Origin of the sequence: Kitasatospora sp. NPDC127067 (assembly GCF_042724755.1) — a bacterium.
GTDB classification, from domain to species: domain Bacteria; phylum Actinomycetota; class Actinomycetes; order Streptomycetales; family Streptomycetaceae; genus Kitasatospora; species Kitasatospora lactacystinica.
Window position 1 is genome coordinate 1 of record NZ_JBHXEM010000055.1, and the last position, 16,271, is coordinate 16,271.

The following is a 16,271-nucleotide window of genomic DNA, read 5'->3' on the forward strand; positions in this document are numbered from 1 at the left end:
AGACAGGCCGTGTCCTCCGGACACATGACGCGCCGTCACTGCCGTGACGGAATGATGTAACGCCACTCCGTGGCTCTTGGCTAACTAGGAGGAAAGGCCGGTACAACTCTCGCCCGTCGGGGTGCTGCTCTTCGGGGCCGGCCCTTGTACCGCGTCCGAGCCTCCATGGGGCCTCTCCCCCTGGCGTGCTCGGCCTTTATGGCTTTGACCTGGGGTTTTCTTCTATGGTCTCGGAGTCTACTTGCCCCGGCCGGGCTCACTCCCGGGGTCGGCCGGACTCCTTCGTGGACGCCCTCCGGGCGCCTGCCCTGTTGTGTACCGGGCTCCGGTATGTCACGACTCCCGCTTCGTTACAAGTTATCGGCGGGAAGTCTGTGACTCTGAGTCAGCTACGGACCTCGCCAACTGGTCTGAACCACTCAGGTAATTCTAGCGATCAAATCAGGGCTTGTACAGGCGGCGTTGGCATTTTCTGTAACGCGCCTGCTTGGCGGTCGACTGTATCGGGCTGATTGCCCTTCATATCCTACGGGCTTCCCGCTGCTGCAGACGGGGAAGTTGTACCGGACTCTATCAGCCTGAGCCTGTATCAGAATTGCACGGTCAGGGAATGCCGCCTGATGCCCCGTCTCCCTCAGGGTTGTACCGGGGATTCATGCTTCGGCGCTTCGAGAATTGTACCGGGAATTCTCGGGAGACCGGGCATTTCGGAGGTGCGGCCGCGGTGCCGCCGGCGGGCGGCTCGGCCGGCTTCTGCTCGGCCAGGTGGTGGAGCTCCGGCCCGGGCCCGGCGGTGCGCAGCGGGGCGGGGTCAGCCGCTGGCCGGGTTACCTCCGGGGGGCCTGCTCGTTGGCCTGGGTGTGAGCGACGAGGCGGCGCCGGTGGACGGCGGCACGATGTACACCGTCGACGTCGACAGCGAGCCGTTGCGGCCGTTGGGCATGCAGGCGTGGGCCGTCGACGCGCAGCGGGCGCAGGTGGTCTTCGCGGCCTCGCACCGGGTCGAGACGTTCGCGTCGGCCGGCGGCCGCGGGCCGGATCCGCACCTGGCCGGGCTGGCGTCCGGCGGGTGGGCGCGGTTCGACGACTTCGAGGGCTGGGCGGAGCCGGCGGCCGGCTGGTCGGCCGTCCTGGACGTGGCCGGCGACGTCCTCACGGTGACCGGCCGGGCCGGCGTCTGCTTTACGAGGGCGGCCTGAACAGCTCGCGCGCCTGGCGCCGCACCGCGCGCCGCCACGGCGTCTTCTTCGCCCTGGCCGGCAGCATCACCGGCCCCTGGGACATCGCGGAGGCGCACCTGCGGGGGGAAATGTACGCGCTGCTGTGCCCGGTGGCGCTGGTCTGATCTGGGGTGGGGCGCAGCTGCGGCCCGGTGGGGCGGGCGGACGGCTGGTGGGGGTGGTCAGGCGCCGAGGCCGATGTGGCGGACGTAGGTGTAGGCGCCCCAGTCGGAGTCGAGGTCGGCGATGATGTCGTCCCAGATCTCCTCGAGCTTGCCGACGTCGCCGGCGATCATCGCGTCGACGGCGTCGTCCCAGACGTAGCGGACCCGCAGGGTGCGGATGCGCAGGTTGTCGCGGCGGCGCGGTTCGTCGACGACGTCCTGGTTGATGGGGTGGATCTCGACCTTGGTGCCCTTGCCCTGGTTGTTGAGGTGCTGCTTGAACGCGCCGGGGTTGTTGAGGATGTTGGCGGCCCGGAGGTTCCAGTAGGCAGTGTCGATGGCGTCGAGGTTGGCGGGGAGGGGGTTCTGGGTGCCCTTGGTCCAGGCGCTGATGGTCTTGGGGACGGCGGTGATGCCGGCGTCGGCCATGGCCTGGGCGCCGCCTTGGGTGGTGGTGAGGTACTTCATTCGGGCGGTGAGGCCGCGGCGGGTGGTGACGGGGGACTTGATGCCGCCTTCGATGATCATTCGTTCCAGGGCGTCTTCGAGGGCGCGGGCGAGGACGATTTTCCCGTGGCGGTTTTCGGGGTCGAGGTTGGCGCCGTATTTGCCGAAGTTCTTCCAGCCGTCGGTCGACATTAGGCGGCCTTCGCGTTGATGGTGTACTGGTCTTTGAGCTTCAGCTGAGTGGTGAGACGGCCTTCTTCGAATACCGGGCGCCAGGGGACTTCTCCGGTGATGTGGAGTTCATCAGTGCCACGGAGTTTCACGATGGTGAGGCCGTGGTCGTGAGCGCGCTTGGCCTTGTACCAGAGGTTGGCGAATGCCTGGCTGCGGATGATGTGCATCCAGTCGGGTCGGCGGAGGTCGCGGTTGAATGATGATTCGCCGATGGTTGAGACGAACTTGGCATAGATCGCCTTGACGTATTTCTCGGTGACTTCGTCGCCGTCGCGGATGGCGTTTTCGCGGGCGAGGGTGAGGACGCGGCGGAACTTCTCCGTGATGTTTTCGGAGGCACCGGAGGTCCAGGACTGGGTGATCTGCGGGGCCTCGGCGAGGCCGAGCTTGTGGCAGCGGAGCAGGAGGCGGATGGTGGCGTCGTCCAGGAGGACCGGGCCGGGCTCGCGACGGTTGCCGATCGGGTCGGGCAGGTGCGGGTGTTCCCAGGTGGGGCGCTTGGGCAGGAGGTAGATGCCGGAGCGCTTGGAGTGGAAGCCACCGTCGGGGTCGTGCTGCAGGGCGCCGATGGGCAGCCAGGTCTTCAGGGCGCTGCAGTAGGCGGCGTTGGTGTCGAGGATGTCGACGGCCACGCTGGTGAGGGTGCCGGCCTTGAGCTGGGCCATGAGCGGGCCGTTCTCCCACTTGTGGCGGCCCTCCCAGACGTCGTCGGCCCCGTCGCGGGTTTTCTTGCTGAGGAATTCGAGGCGTTCCGGGTAAACCGTGTGCTCGTAGTTTCCGCCGACTCGGGTTGCCTCGAAGAGGGCCATTCCGTTTGGAATTGCTTTCAGCTCCAGCGCGGTGATCGCGGCTTCGGTGTCGCCGCCGTGCTCCTGGAGGGTCTGCTCGACGACCGAGCTGATCATGTCGAGGAAGTAGCTGTAGTCCCGGCCGGCGTAGTCCCCGCCGGCGGTGCGGGCGGGCCTGGGGGCGGCCGTACGCGCCGCGCGGTCCCGGGCCGGGCGCAGCGGGTGGGCGGGGGGCTGGTTGGGCGTCAGGTTGGCCAGGGTGTCGAGGGCGGTCTGGGTGGCCGGGGTGACGTCGGGGTCGGGGTCGGGGTCGGGGTCGGGGTCGGGGTCGGGGTCGGGGTCGGGGTCGGGGTCGGGGTCGGGGTCGGGGTCGGGGTCGGGGTCGGGGTGGGGGTGGGGCGCAGCGGGGGTGTTCTGGGTGGAGTGGCCGGGGATGGCGACGGTGGGCCAGGCGGAGGCCGCAGAGGCCGGTGTGGGCGCCTCCGGCGCTGTGGTGGTGGGGTGGGGTGCCTCCGGCACGGGGGTGGTGTTGGGCGCCTGGGGCTCTGGGTGGGGGTGGGCGTGGGCGTGGGGGTTGGAGGGGGTGGGGTCGGTGAGGCGGGCGTGGGTGCGGTCGGCGGTGAGGGTGAGGGTGGCTTGGGTGCCGAGGTCGCGTTCGGCGATGGTGATGAGGAGTTGGGTGGTGGGGGCGTCGGGGTGGGGGTGGAGGGTGAGGGTGGTGTCGAGGCCGAGGGTGGTGATCAGGTCGGGGTGGTCGGTGTCGAGGATGGCCAGGACTGGGACGTGGTGGGTGCGGGCGAGGTGGGCCAGGGCCTGGGCGGCGTCGGTGAGGCGGGGGCCGGAGAGCGGGAGGCGGGGGTCGTCGAGGGCTTGGAGGCGGTCGACGACGACCAGGGCCAGGCCGGGCTGAGCGGGCTGGGCGGTGGTGGTGTGGGCGAGGTCGGCGGCGGTCTCGGTGATGGCTTCGGGGGTGAGGTCGGTGCCGTCGTCGATGTAGAGGCGGGCGGCGGCGAGTTCGGTGTGGAGGGTGGTGGCGTCGGCTTGTTCGGTGGGGGTGAGGCGGCCGGTGCGCAGGCGGCGGTAGTCGACGGGCAGGTGGGCGGCGACGATCCGGGCGGCGACGTCGGCGTGGGTGAGGCCGGAGGCGGCGTAGAGGACGGGGAGGTGGTGGTCGAGGGCGGTGGTTCGGGCGGTGGTGGTGGCGAGGAGACTTGCGCCGGTGCCGGGGGCGGCGGCGGCGAGGTAGAAGCGGCCGGGCTGGAGGCCGCCGAGGGCGTCGTCGAGGGTGCGGATGCCGGTGGACAAGGCGCGCGGGCCGGCCGGGGTGGTCTCGCCCTCGGTGGTGGGGGTGAGGACGGTGTCGAGGGCTTGGGCGAGGGGGGCGAGACGGCGCGGGGCCCGCGGGGTGGCCGGGACGGCGGCAGCCGGCTCTGTCACGGGGGCTGGTGCGGCGCTGGGGGCCGGTACAGAAGGCGTAGCGGGCGGTACAGCGCCGCCGGTGTCGGGCGCGGCGGTGGGGGTGGCGGGGGACGTGTCGAGGCCTTCGGTCGGGGTCGGCTGCGTGGGTGTACCGGCGGCGGGCAGGGCGGGCGGTACATCTTCGGCGGGGGCTGGAGTAGCCAGAGCGGCGGGCGCCGGGGTGGGGGTCGTGACAACACCGGGGGCCGTGGGGGTGGTGGTGTCGGTGTGCGGTGCCGGCATGGGCGTGGCGGCCGGGACGGTGGGCACAGCGGGGGTCTGGGCGGTGGTGGGGGCCGGGGCCGGGTGCGCGGCCGGACCGGCGGCAGCGGCGGGCGCCGGTGCCGTGGCGGAAGCGGGCGAGACGGGCGTTACAACACCGGCCGGGGCGGAGGCGGGCGGGAGGGTGGTCGGAGCAGCGGGGGCGGAGGTGGCCGGAGCGGGCACGGCCTGGGCGGCGGGTGTGGGGAACAGGGCGTCGTCGTCGGCAGTGAAAGCGGCAACGGCCGTGCGGGGCACTGTAGTTGCTGGCGGAGCGGCGGCGGGCGGGAGGGTGGTTGGAGAGGGCGGCGGGGCCGTCTGCGGGGTGGGTGCCGGTACGGCGGGCCCGGCGGCCTGGCCGGGCTCGGTGGCGGGGGCAGTCATGGCGGGGGTGGCGGCGGGGGCGGCGGGGGCGGGCATTACAACTTCGTTGCCGAGTCGGGTCGTTGCTGCCGTGCCGGGGGTGCGCTGGCCGGGTGCGGCGGTGGGCGGGAGCGGGGTGCCGTCGGGGGCGGCGGGGAGCAGCACGGCGAGGGGGGTGACGTGGCGGCGCAGGACCTGGGGGGTGCCGGCGGCGGCCAGGGCGATGAGGTCGCCGAGCTTCTTGCGGGCGTCGGCAGTGCCGTGCGCGGTGGCGGTGGTCAGGTCCCAGCCCAGGGCGGTGGCGGTGGTGGGGGCGGTGAGCAGGGCGTGGTGGGTGCCGCGGGCAAGTGGGGTGGAGGTGCCCTCGCCGGCGGCGCGGATCATCTGCGGGAGGGTGCTGCGGGCCTGGTGCAGTGTCTGCGGGCTCGGGGCCAGGACCAGGTCGGGGGCCGGCGGGAGCGGGCCGGACGGCGGCGGGTAGAGGGCCGGGGTCGGGACGACCGGTGCGGGGTGGGGCGCAGCGAGGTCGTCGCCGGAGGCGGCGGGGGCGGTGTCGGAGGCCAGGTCCGGGTCTGCCGCGGGCGCGGGCGCGGGGGTGGCGGCGGGCTCCTGGACGCGGTGGTGGGTGATGTGGGGGTGGAGTTCCGCGAGGTCGTGGCGCTTGAGGAGGCCGTCGAGGGTGCTGTCGCCGACGAGCACCAGCGGGAACGGCTTTGGCTCCCACAGGCGGTGCAGCAGCTGGAGCGCGGAGGGGCGCAGCCCGAGGGTGGTGGTGGTGATGACCAGGCGGGGGGTGTGCTGCAGCTCGGCGGTGATCAGGTCTTCGGCTTCGTCGAGTCCGGGGAGCCGGCGGCGCTGGCCGAGGCCGAGCCGGGTGTAGAGGGCGCGGATCAGGGACGAGCGGTCGTGGCCGCTCACCTGCACGGTCGGCAGGTGAGCGGGCTCGAGGTCCTGGGCCTGGGCGAGAGCGGTCTGCGCGGTGGTCGTGTGCGCGCTGGTGACTGCCAGGATCGTCCCCGGCGTCTGGGTGGTGACGCGCAGGAGCTCGGCCAGGTCGCCGACCGGCACCGGTGCCGGGGTTCCGGCCGCCGGGGCGGGCTGGGCCGGGGCGGGGCGCAGCAGGGCCGGGGCCGGGACGGCGGTGGCGTCGGTCTCCGGGGCCGGGCCGGGCGCGGCGGTCGGGTCGGTGTCCGGGGCCGGGCCGGTGGAGCTGGCCGGGGCGGCGGGCGCGGCCAGTTCCACCCCGGCGGCGTACTCGGCCCCGGCGACGGTGCCCAGCGCGGGCCGCAGGAAGTCGGCCACCAGCTGCTCCAGGGCCTTGTACGCCTGCTCGGCGCGGGCGCTGGCCGGACCGCCGAACGCGGCACGAGGAGCGGTGAGCAGCGCGAGCCAGTGCGTCCCGGTGATCTTGCCCCGGACGGCGGCCCCGAGCGCGGACTTCAGTTTGCGGCCCGCCGGGGTGGCCAGGTGACCGCGCGCCGGGTTCACCAGCTGGTACGCGGGCATGGCCAGGTTCTGGCGCAGCTGAAGCGGGACCGAGGCCCACAGCGAGTCTTCCGGGCCGGGGAGGTGCAGGTATCCGGCCGCTCCCGGCTCCGGGGCGGAGACGGCCGGTGCGGCGGGTGCGGCGTCGGGACGGCCGGACCGCCGCGAGGGACCGGCCCCGCGCGGGGCGCTGCCGGAGCGGGCCGGACCCGGCGCAGCGCCGGCGGTCGTGTCCGCAGCGCCGGAGCCCCCTGCGGCCGGGACGGGCGGGTCCTCGCCGGTCGGAACAGCCCCGGGGGCGGGCACGATGTCCGGCCCGGCCGGGCCCTTGACCGCCACCGGTGGGACCTCGTCCGCACCGCGCGCCACACCGGCAGCGGCGCGGGAGGAACCCGAACGAGAAGAGGACACCAGGCACTCCAGACACAGAAGGGCACACAGCAGACAGACAGGAACGACCGGCAACGGCCCGGGGGCCGAAGGCGCACGGGCCCGGAGCGGGCGGGCGCCACTGCCGACGGGCGGCGGTGCCGACCGGCGGACGGCAGGAGGCCGCCCCAGTCCCGGGCAGGGCGCGGCACGGCCCGGACCACAGGCCACCCGCACCCACACGCAAGGTGTAACGCTGGCCGTCAGTCTAGCCACACCGGTACACACCGGAGCGGATTGTTGTAACGAGAATGAGTGAAGCCGCGCCGCCGAGGCCCGGATACCCCCGCCCGGACAGGCGGGTTCGCGGAGGACGGCCCGGGAACAACCCCGGGCGGACCGGACGGGCGGCGGCGGGCGGACGGCCGGCGCGGCATCCAGCTCATGGCGGCCGGCCCGGCCGGGACAGGGCCGTCCCGACCGACGGATGTGGCCGGGACGGGGCGGCCAGGGCTGCACCGCAGCCGGGGGGCGGCGGCGGGCCCTGCACAGGCCCGGCGAAGGTGGACAGACCGCACGGGCCCGGAGCGACGGCGGGCAGCCGGGGGCGGCGGGCGCGGCGCGAGCCGGGACGGAGATACCACTTCCCCCGATCACCCGGCAGGAACAGGCAACAGCTGCGGTATGTACGTATGATCTTGGCCAACAGGCCGGTGGCTCAGATGGTTAGAGCGCACCCCCGATAACAGCACATCGCCGATCAGAGCCAGCAGTTCAGTCTCGTCGTTCTCGATCCGGCGGGACAGCAGCCACTCGCCCTCCTCGTTGATCACCACGACATCGGGGTGCGTTTTGCCGATATCCACCCCGGCCCAGATCTTGGTCACGTCCCCTCCCGCCGGCTCGACTCGCATCGATCCTGCGGACGACCTCGCCGGCGTTGTCCTGCAGCAGCGATCGAGTCGTCACGGGGCTCCGGGTGGGCAAGTCCCGTAGGCCGTCCGGCGGCTCAGCCCTTGCAGCCGTGGCCGGAGCCTCTGGGCGCCTTCAGGTGTGGCGTCGTCATGGTCCGGCGTGGACGTGCCGGGGACTGTCGGACTGCTCTTCCTGGACAGGAACTGCGGCAGCATCATTGCGGGCCCCGCCCCAGCGTTTCTCGGTCTCCCTGTGAATGTGCCAGATGTCGTCCTCAGTGAGGAGGACGGAGACGACACCGGGAAAGGCTTCCTCGAAGTAAATATAGGGCTTTCGGTTGTCGATGCGCGGGGAGTGGTAGTCGAGTTGGTCCTGCATGCCGTGCTGGCGCGTGACCGGTGTCGCGGGGTGGTAGGTGAGTATGTTCGGGCTGGCCAGATCGATCAGCTTGTCGTCGATGAGACGGCCCACTTCATGGATGGTCTCGTCGATACTGTCCCGCGTCTCGCCGTCGAGGCCGAAAAGAACGGAAGTTCCCAGCTGCAGGTCCTGCTCCTTGACGAGGGCCGCAGCTTCCCTGACCTTTTCCCTCCAGGGCTTCCGTTCGTCCCGGCGGATATTCTTGTGAATGTTGTTCATGACTTGCGTCGACATGCTCTCGATGCCGATGTAGATGTAGCTGCATCCGGCATCCTTCATCTTTCGCAGGATTTTTGACGACTCTTCAGCCGAATGCAGCGCGACGAGGGTGTCGACGGTCAGCTGAGCACCCCACTGGAGGTCGCGCAGCCGCTGGGCATCGTCTTCCTCGCGAACGAATCTGCGGTAACGCGGTTCGAGTGAACCGCTCTCGTCCCGGCGGATCCGGCTGAGCTCGTCGCAGAAATTCTCGATGTCCCGGTACCGGCCGCTCCAGAAGACGGAGTCGTCGAAGAAGAGCGACTCGGCGCCGTAGCTGACGTATTCACAGACCCGCTCCGCCGCCGCGCCTATCGCATCGTCCTTGAACCGCTTGAGCCCGGTGCCGAGTTGCGACGACTCGGAGCAGAAATTACATCGGTACGGACAGGCGTTGGATACCATGAAGTGCGCGGTGCGCATCACCTCCCCCGTCCCGGGGCGGGGGAAGATGGGGAATCGGGACCGGATCGCGAATGCCTCGTACGGCGAGGGTAAGGATGCGAGGTCGAGCGTTCGGCCACGGAGCGGAACGGCGTCGAAGGTCTCCCCCGCCGCCAGGACGACGACCGACGAGCCGGACACGGGACCCTCTTCGGCGAGCAGCCCCTGCAGGCACGGCAGGACCTGGTCACGGTCCACCCAACGCCGGTCGAGATCGGTGGCAAGGGCGATGGCCCGCATGAGCAGGTCCACAGCGAAGTAGGCCTCGCCGCCGACGACGGCGTCGACCACTCCGGGAGCCTTGCCCTCCTGAATGACTGTCACCGTGCTGCTGGGTTCGCACACGAGGGACTGGCCGTCGGGGGTGCAGGTGACGGTCTCGTCCACATGGCGGCCTCCGAGTATGACGAAGGCGTCCGGGACCTCGCGCTTGGCCAACCTCGCGATTTCGAGCGCGTAGCGGTGCGCGGGTGACACGGCGCTGATGAGCACGACCCTGGGCTGGACCTCGCGCAGCAGCCGCAGCCATCTCGTGCGCGCCGCGTCGTCCCAGACCCGGGGGTCGAACACCGTCTGGTCGGTGTTGGGTGACGTGCCGTAGGCCCGGTATCCGTCGTCACTGGCGGAGAGCCGGTACTCCTTGGACGGGAACCGGGTCCACTCGGGCGCGAGGTCGCTGTAGTGCACGGCGTCCTCCAGCGGGCCGGCGTCCGCCACGGCACGGTGCACGGCAGCGCTCAGCGCTGTGTAGAGACACATCGGGTCGCCCGGATAGGTGATTTCACCCTCGGACTGGGTCATGACGGGCGCCAGTACCGACAGCACAGGGAAATAGCGGGTGCCCGTTCTCGCACTCGCCAGGTCATCCAACAGCCGGCGCCTGCGCGTCAGACGCCGTTCCCGAAACGCGTCCAGATCGGACACTTCCCCCTGGCGATGCATCTGAATTCCGCCGCGCCCCGAATGCGTCTTCTGAATAGCGTGCGTGGCCATCGGTCCTCCGGATTCTGGTTCTTCCAGGATCTTATCCCCGAACACGGACATCGATGACGCAATTACTCCGGCGGGCCATCGATGGACATTCCCGTCCTTCTGCTTTCCCGAAAAACACACATCCCAATCCGTCACAGATCGGGACATTCTCAAGCCTGGCCGCATATTTCTTGTGGCGATCCAGCAGCTCTTCAATCGAGGGCCCACCCGGCACGACCTCGAACTCACCCGCGATCTTACTCGACCTTACTGGGCCGTGTCTTCAAATTTCACGTCCGCATCACTCCTCGGTCATTCACGTGCGCGCGCCGGCCAAGGGTTTCGACCGGGGTTTCCGCGAACGCGAACCGGCCGACCGAACCAGGCAGTTCCGGGCCCGCATCGAAGAAATCACCCGGCAGCTCGGCGAATGAGCAATTCCCGTCCCTGACCGCGCAGATCGCGCGGGCGAGCAACCCGGGCGGCACGACGGCGACGTGGGTGGAAAACCGGCGGGACGGGCTGTGGTGCGACGAGGACTTCGCGGGCCGGTACCCGCGCGACGGACGCCCGGGCATCCGGCCCGCCCGGCCGGCCACCGTCTGTGTGCTGCGGTTCCTGCTCGGTCAGTTCCCCGCCCCGGGCAGAGCGGCCGTGGCCTGAAGATACGCGGCCAGGCTCTGCAGCGTCGGATGGCGGTGCAGAGCCACCAACGTCAGCTCGGGCACCTGCGCCATACTGCGCATGGCCTTCATCGAGTCGCCGCCCAGGGCGAAGAAGTCGTCGTCACGCCGGATCGCATCGATGCCCAGAACGTCCTGCCATGCCGCGGCGATCCGCTTCTCCCACGGACTGCTGGGCTCGGCACCGACCGGCACGGTGTCGCCACGGCGCTCCTCGTGCGGTGAGGGGGCCGTGGGAAGCGACTTGCGGTCCAGCTTCCCGTTGGGGCTCAGCGGCATGGCCGGCAGCACGAGCACAGTGCCGGGAACCATGTGAGCCGGGAGGCTGGCCGCGAGGGTCCTGCGGATGTCCTCCGGGTCCAGGACTTCGCCGTCGCGCGGCACGACGTATCCGACCAGGACCGGGACGCCGGCGGCATCGGTCTGTGCGGTCACCGCCGCTTCCTTGACCCGAGGATGGTCGCGGAGTACGGACTCGATCTCGGTCAGCTCCACCCGCAGCCCGTGAATCTTCACCTGAAGGTCGGTCCGGCCGATCAGTTCGATCAGTCCGTCGGCACCGAACCTCGCCAAGTCGCCGGTGCGATACAGCCGCTCGTCGGTCACTGGGCCGTACGTCCACTCGATGAATCGCTCGGCGGTGAGGGCGGGCTGGTCCAAGTAGCCGAGCGCGAGGCCGACGCCGGCGAGGTACAACTCGCCTGTTGCACCCGGCGGAACGGGTTGAAGCGACTCGTCCAGGATGTAGGTGCGCTGATTGGCCATCGGGCGCCCGTACGGAATGCTCCTCCAGGTGGGTTCGGTGGCCTCGACCTCGAATATCGTCGAATAGATCGAGGCCTCGGTGGCCCCACCGAGGGAGATGAACCTGGCATCGGGCGCGGCTCCGCGGGCACGTCCGGGCAGCTTCAGCGGGATCCAGTCTCCGGCGACCATGATCAGCCGCAGTGCGTTCACCGGTGAGGGCCCGCCACCCCCGCCGCGCTCGACATGATCGAGTACCAGTTCCAGCAGCGCCGGTGCGGTGTTCCACACCGTGACGCCGTGGTCCGCCGCCAGTTCGGCCCAGTGCGCCGGATCCTTGGCCCGGCCGGGCGCGGGAAGGACGAGAGTGCCGCCCGCCGCCGTCATCCCGAGGAATTCGTAGACCGACATGTCGAAACTCGGGGATGACAGGCCGAGGACACTGTCGCCGATGCCCACGGCGAAGCGGGAGTTGAGATCCTCGATGTTGTTCGTCACGCCCCGGTGGCGCAGCGCGATCGGCTTCGGCTTTCCGGTGGAACCGGAAGTATGGATGACGTAGCAGAGGTTGTCCGGCCCGGCCTGGGCCTTCGGATCGTGATCGGGCCGAGCGGACAGGGCGGCGGTCTCGCGGTCCAATAACACCAGGAGTTCCTGCCGTACGGAGTCCTCCCCGGTCAGAGCGGCAGCGAGCTTGCTGTGGCTGATCAGAGCCACGCAGGAAGCACCGGTGATCATGGTGGACACCCTGGCCTGCGGATAGCCGGGGTCGAGTGGCACATAGGCCCCGCCGGCCTTGAGTACCCCGAGCATCGAGATCAGCAGATCGGGCGAGTGCTCGAGGTAGAGGCCGACGCGGTCGTCGGGGCCGACGCCCAGGTCCCTCAGATGATGTGCCAGCCGGTTCGCCGCGACGTTGATCTCCTGGAACGTCAGCCGGGTCGCTCCTTGGATCACGGCGACGGCCTCGGGGGACCGCGCGGCCCGCTCCTCGAACGCCTCGTGCAGACAGCTCTCCTCGCGGGGCAGCCGGACAGCGGTGTCGTTCCATTCCACGAGGATCCGGTGCACCTCGGGCCCGGTGAGAAGCACGAGATCCGCCAGCGCCCGGTCCGGCCGGTTCACGCCGTCCTCGAGCAGGTTCTGGAAGTGGGCAAGCAGTTGGTCGCCGGTCGCCCTTTCGAAGAGTCGCTCGTCGAAGTGGAGAGCGGCCGACCGGGACGCCGCCTCGGCCACAGGAAGCACGAGCTCGACCTCGTACGGCTGATCGCCCTCGCCGGCCCGATCCGCACCGAAACGTACGCCGATGCGCGCGGGCTCCTTCCCGGGGGCCGCCACGGTACCGGCCGCACCGGTCAGTCCGCGGAGCGTGCTCTCCCCGGTGACGGAGAAGCGGAGCAGCGAGTCCTCACCTCCTTCGCGGCGCACGTGGAACTCGACCTGGTTCTGGCCGGAATACCGGTACAGCAGCGCGGCGAAGCCAGCGAGCAGCACACTCTCGGGGGCGGTCGCACAGGACACCGCCACATCCCTGACGGCGCCGGCGTAGAGACCGGGAATTTCTCGGCGTACTGCCCCCGTGCAACGGGGTGCGTCGACGCCACGCGGCCGGTCCGCAGGAATTTGGGCAGCATGGGAGGACAATCCTGTCTCCTGTCACAGATTCTCGACATCGCAGATGTAATTCGACTGTGAATATCGGATGGGCGCATGTGCGCACCGACTGCCGGGCCAGGAGGCTCCAAGCTTTGCGAGCGACCAGCCTCAGCGTCTGATCCGGGCTGAGGAAGGCGCTGCTGGCGACAGTATCGGCGGGTTGCGAACGCCGCAATGTGGCCGACGTCACACGTTCGCGACCGAAGGCTGCCGCATAACCTTGTGTGCTCCCCCCATAGGGCAACCATGACGTACTCGGGGCACTCCCCCTGTGGCCCAACAGGACTGTGGGGATGCGACTTGAGGGCCAGGGGACCCGCAGGAGTTCTGCCGAGCGATCGGGTTTCCTGCCGCAGGCTTTCCGTACCGGCCTCCCCTCCGTCGTGCGGCACCGCACCGACCTCGGTCCGCACAACGCTGCCATCCAACCGACACGGAACAGGACGATGAACGCCGACACTTCGTTAACTGCCCTCGACTCCCTCGAACTGAGCCGCCTGTCACAGCGGGACGGGGAGAAGTGGGCCACCGCGGGCGACGGCATGCTGGCCTCCTGGGTCGCGGACATGGACTTTCCGACCGCACCCGCGATACGCCAGGCCCTGCTGCGCCGCGCCGACGGCGATCTCGGCTACCCCCCATGGTTCGATGAGAGCCGCGGCGGCCCGCTCGGCGAGGTGTTCGCCGAGCGGACGCGGCGCCGGTACGGCCACAGGCCTGATCCCACGCACGTACGGCTGTTCACGGACATCAACCAGGCGATGCTCGCGACGCTCCAGGTCGCCACCGACCCCGGCGATGCGGTACTTCTGCACACCCCCGCCTGCCCGCCGTTCGTCGATGTCATCGAGAGGATCGGCCGCAGGGCGCTGACCGTTCCGATCCAGGAGGGCGAGGGCGGGTGGGAGTTCGATCCCGCGCTCATGGAGCGGACCGCGGCGGACGGGGGTTCGGGGCGCTGCCGTGTGCTTTTCCTCGTCAACCCCCACAACCCCACCGGCCGGGTGTTCCGCCGTGACGAGCTGGAGTCACTCGCGGAACTCGTGCTCAGGTTCAACCTGTTGGTGATCTCCGACGAGGTGCACGCGGATCTGACCCATGCCCCGCACCAGCACATTCCCTTCGCCTCGCTCAGCCCGGAAATCGCTGCCCGCACCGTCACCCTCACCTCGGGGAGCAAGGCATTCAACCTCGCCGGGATCCGCTGCGCGCTGGCACACATAGGACCGCAGGCCGTACGGGATGCCGTCGACGCCCGGCGCGGGCTGCTTTTCGGCCAAGTAGGAGTGCTCGCGGTCGAGGCACTGAAGGCCGCCTGGACCTCGGGCGATGCCTGGCTGGACGAAGTGCTGGCCATCTTGGACCGGAACCGGCGGCTGCTGGCCGAGCGGCTCCCGGAGAGGATCCGATGTCGGACTCCGGAGGCCACTTTCCTTGCCTGGCTCGACTGCCGGCAGCTGGGGATCGGTCCGGACCCCATGCCCTTCTTCCGCAACGAGGCCAAGGTGCTTCTCTTCTCCGGTCCGGCCTTCGGAGCCGGCGGCGACGGATTCGTACGGCTCAACTTCGGTACGTCCCCGCAGGTCCTGGAAGAGACCCTGGACCGCATGGGCGCCGCGTTGCGACGGCGCGGACGTGATTGAAACGCGAGCTGCGCGACACAGACGTTCCGATCAGCACCAACAACCCCGCAGGCACGGACAAGGAGCTTTCCTGTGACTGACCACACGACGGTGCGGGTTCAGCCGGCCTCCGCTCTGGAAATGCAGTTCTGGCTCGGTGAGCAGATCGCCCCGGCGAGCCGCGCCGGCTGGATCCTCGCCCAGGTCCGCGTCGACGGCCCGCTCGATCTCCCTGCCCTCGACGCAGCGCTGTCGGCAGTGGCGCGCCGCCAGGAGGCGCTGCGCACCGCCTTCGTCTTCGAGCACGAGCAGGTGGTCCGCAAGGTCCTCGCGGAGCCGGTCGCGGAGCCGCTGCTGCGCCTCGGGTCCGGCACCGGCTTCGAGGAGGCCGCCGCCACCCTGCTGAACGCTGACACCTTCGATCTCGCCGCGGGCCGCGTCTACAGGGCCGCAGTCGCCCCGGACGCACAGGGCGCCACCGTCTTCCTGGCGGTCCATCACATCGCTTTCGACGGGCTCTCCCAGGAGGTGTTCGCCGCCGATCTGGCGCGCGCCTACGCACGGGCCGTCGACGGCGTCGCGACCGATCTGCCCGTGCTGGAACGAGTGGAGGCCGCAGAACTCACGCCGGCGCAACACGCCGAACTCACCACACACTGGCGCACCGTGCTGACTGGGGCGGCCGACCTGCCTACCCCGGACGGCAGCCCGGCGCCGAACCAGCACGAGCTCGCTGCAGATGGGTCGGCCGAGCTCCGAACCACCTACCCGCCCAGCACCTGGCAGGCGGTGCGCGACCAGGCCAGGCGCAGCGCCTGCTCACCGTTCGCGGTGCTGCTGGCCGCGTACGGCCGGGCTCTGGCCGAGATCACCGGCGGCTCCGACTTCTGCGTCGGCACACCGGTGGCCACCCGCTCGGCCGGGCAGGAGGACGAACTCGGCTGCCTGATCGACATCCTGCCGGTGCGGATGCCCGAGCTGTCCGCACCCGGGGTGGTCGAGCGGGTCTGGGCTGCCGTGCGGGAGAGTGTCCTGGGCTCCGCGCTGCCCCGCTACGAAATCGTCCGGGCCGTACATACGGTCCCCGGTGGTCGGATGCCCGTCTACCAGGTGCTGTTCGCCTTCGAGAACTGGCAGCGCGTCGAGCATTCGGCCGGTCCGGTAAGGATGCGCGCCGTTCCGGTGCCGCCGGTCGGCGCGGTCGCCGAGGTTCAGCTCCAGGTGTGCGAACTGCCCGACGGGACCCTGAAATGCGTCGTCCAGGCTCCGCTGACCGGTTCCTGGCCGCAGCGGCTCCCTGATCTGCTGCGCGCCTTCGACAGCCGACTCGCCGAAATCGCCCCGTCGGCCACGGCGTCGGCCACGCCTCGCTCCTTCTCCTCGGACGCTCCCGCATGACCACCACGTAGATGTGCCCGCCGTACGCCGGTGCGGGAGCCGGGGTCCACCGTTCCCGGCAGCGTCCGGGGTCCGCCGTGCTGGCTGCCGCTCCCATCCGGGTGCCCGGACGGGAGGGGCGGTTCAGCAGGGGCGGGACTGTCCGCCGGCCTGGGCGTTGCTGGGCTCGCCGCAGGTCCCGAAGGGGACCGCGACGGGCCCGGCGGCCCGGCGGACGTGTTCGCAGTCCCTCGGCTCGGCGGCCTGGCCCCTCGGTTGCCGTGTCGGTCGAACCGGAGGGTGGTGACCTTGTCGACGGCCGTGCGGCGGCGGCGCGCCGTCCACGGACGACCCCTCATCGGTCGGAAAGGCTGTGCGGCACCGCGGAAGC

Annotated in this window: 7 protein-coding genes and 1 pseudogene; 3 read left to right on the plus strand and 5 right to left on the minus strand. The window is 70.5% G+C overall.

What is annotated here, in order from left to right; genetic code table 11:
• Positions 1 to 860 precede the first annotated feature (860 nt).
• On the plus strand, positions 861 to 1,199 hold the full coding sequence (locus ACFWJ4_RS22175; RefSeq protein WP_380546292.1) for a hypothetical protein: 339 nt from the start codon (positions 861 to 863) through the stop codon (positions 1,197 to 1,199).
• A gap of 203 nt (positions 1,200 to 1,402) precedes the next feature.
• On the opposite strand, the gene ACFWJ4_RS22180 is transcribed toward ACFWJ4_RS22175, so the two are convergent.
• The 5 genes and pseudogenes from ACFWJ4_RS22180 to ACFWJ4_RS22200 form a co-directional block, all read right to left on the minus strand.
• Positions 1,403 to 2,023, minus strand: a complete 621-nt coding sequence (locus ACFWJ4_RS22180; RefSeq protein ID WP_380546294.1) for a hypothetical protein — start codon at positions 2,021 to 2,023, stop codon at positions 1,403 to 1,405.
• Positions 2,023 to 6,831: a DnaB-like helicase C-terminal domain-containing protein gene (locus tag ACFWJ4_RS22185; RefSeq protein ID WP_380546296.1), complete on the minus strand. Its 4,809-nt coding sequence runs from the start codon at positions 6,829 to 6,831 to the stop codon at positions 2,023 to 2,025. The genes ACFWJ4_RS22180 and ACFWJ4_RS22185 overlap by 1 nt, the downstream gene beginning before the upstream one ends.
• A gap of 704 nt (positions 6,832 to 7,535) precedes the next feature.
• Positions 7,536 to 7,703: pseudogene (locus ACFWJ4_RS22190) on the minus strand (transposase); the annotation flags it as partial.
• 148 nt (positions 7,704 to 7,851) lie between these two features.
• Positions 7,852 to 9,819, minus strand: coding sequence for a B12-binding domain-containing radical SAM protein (locus ACFWJ4_RS22195; protein ID WP_380546298.1), 1,968 nt, complete (start codon positions 9,817 to 9,819; stop codon positions 7,852 to 7,854).
• A 605-nt stretch (positions 9,820 to 10,424) separates the two neighbouring features.
• Complete coding sequence (locus ACFWJ4_RS22200; RefSeq protein WP_380546300.1) at positions 10,425 to 12,746, minus strand: amino acid adenylation domain-containing protein; 2,322 nt, start codon at positions 12,744 to 12,746, stop codon at positions 10,425 to 10,427.
• 581 nt (positions 12,747 to 13,327) lie between these two features.
• Here ACFWJ4_RS22200 and ACFWJ4_RS22205 point away from each other — a divergent pair.
• On the plus strand, positions 13,328 to 14,524 hold the full coding sequence (locus ACFWJ4_RS22205; protein ID WP_380546302.1) for a MalY/PatB family protein: 1,197 nt from the start codon (positions 13,328 to 13,330) through the stop codon (positions 14,522 to 14,524).
• A gap of 72 nt (positions 14,525 to 14,596) precedes the next feature.
• Positions 14,597 to 15,901, plus strand: a complete 1,305-nt coding sequence (locus ACFWJ4_RS22210; RefSeq protein ID WP_380546304.1) for a condensation domain-containing protein — start codon at positions 14,597 to 14,599, stop codon at positions 15,899 to 15,901.
• Positions 15,902 to 16,271 lie beyond the last annotated feature (370 nt).

What these genes read in the sequence shown, in the direction of transcription:
- ACFWJ4_RS22180 (WP_380546294.1), bottom strand. Translation starts at nt 2,023, where the DNA reads ATGTCGACCGACGGCTGGAAGAACTTCGGCAAATACGGCGCCAACCTC.
- ACFWJ4_RS22205 (WP_380546302.1), top strand. Translation starts at nt 13,328, where the DNA reads ATGAACGCCGACACTTCGTTAACTGCCCTCGACTCCCTCGAACTGAGC.
- ACFWJ4_RS22195 (WP_380546298.1), bottom strand. Translation starts at nt 9,819, where the DNA reads ATGGCCACGCACGCTATTCAGAAGACGCATTCGGGGCGCGGCGGAATT.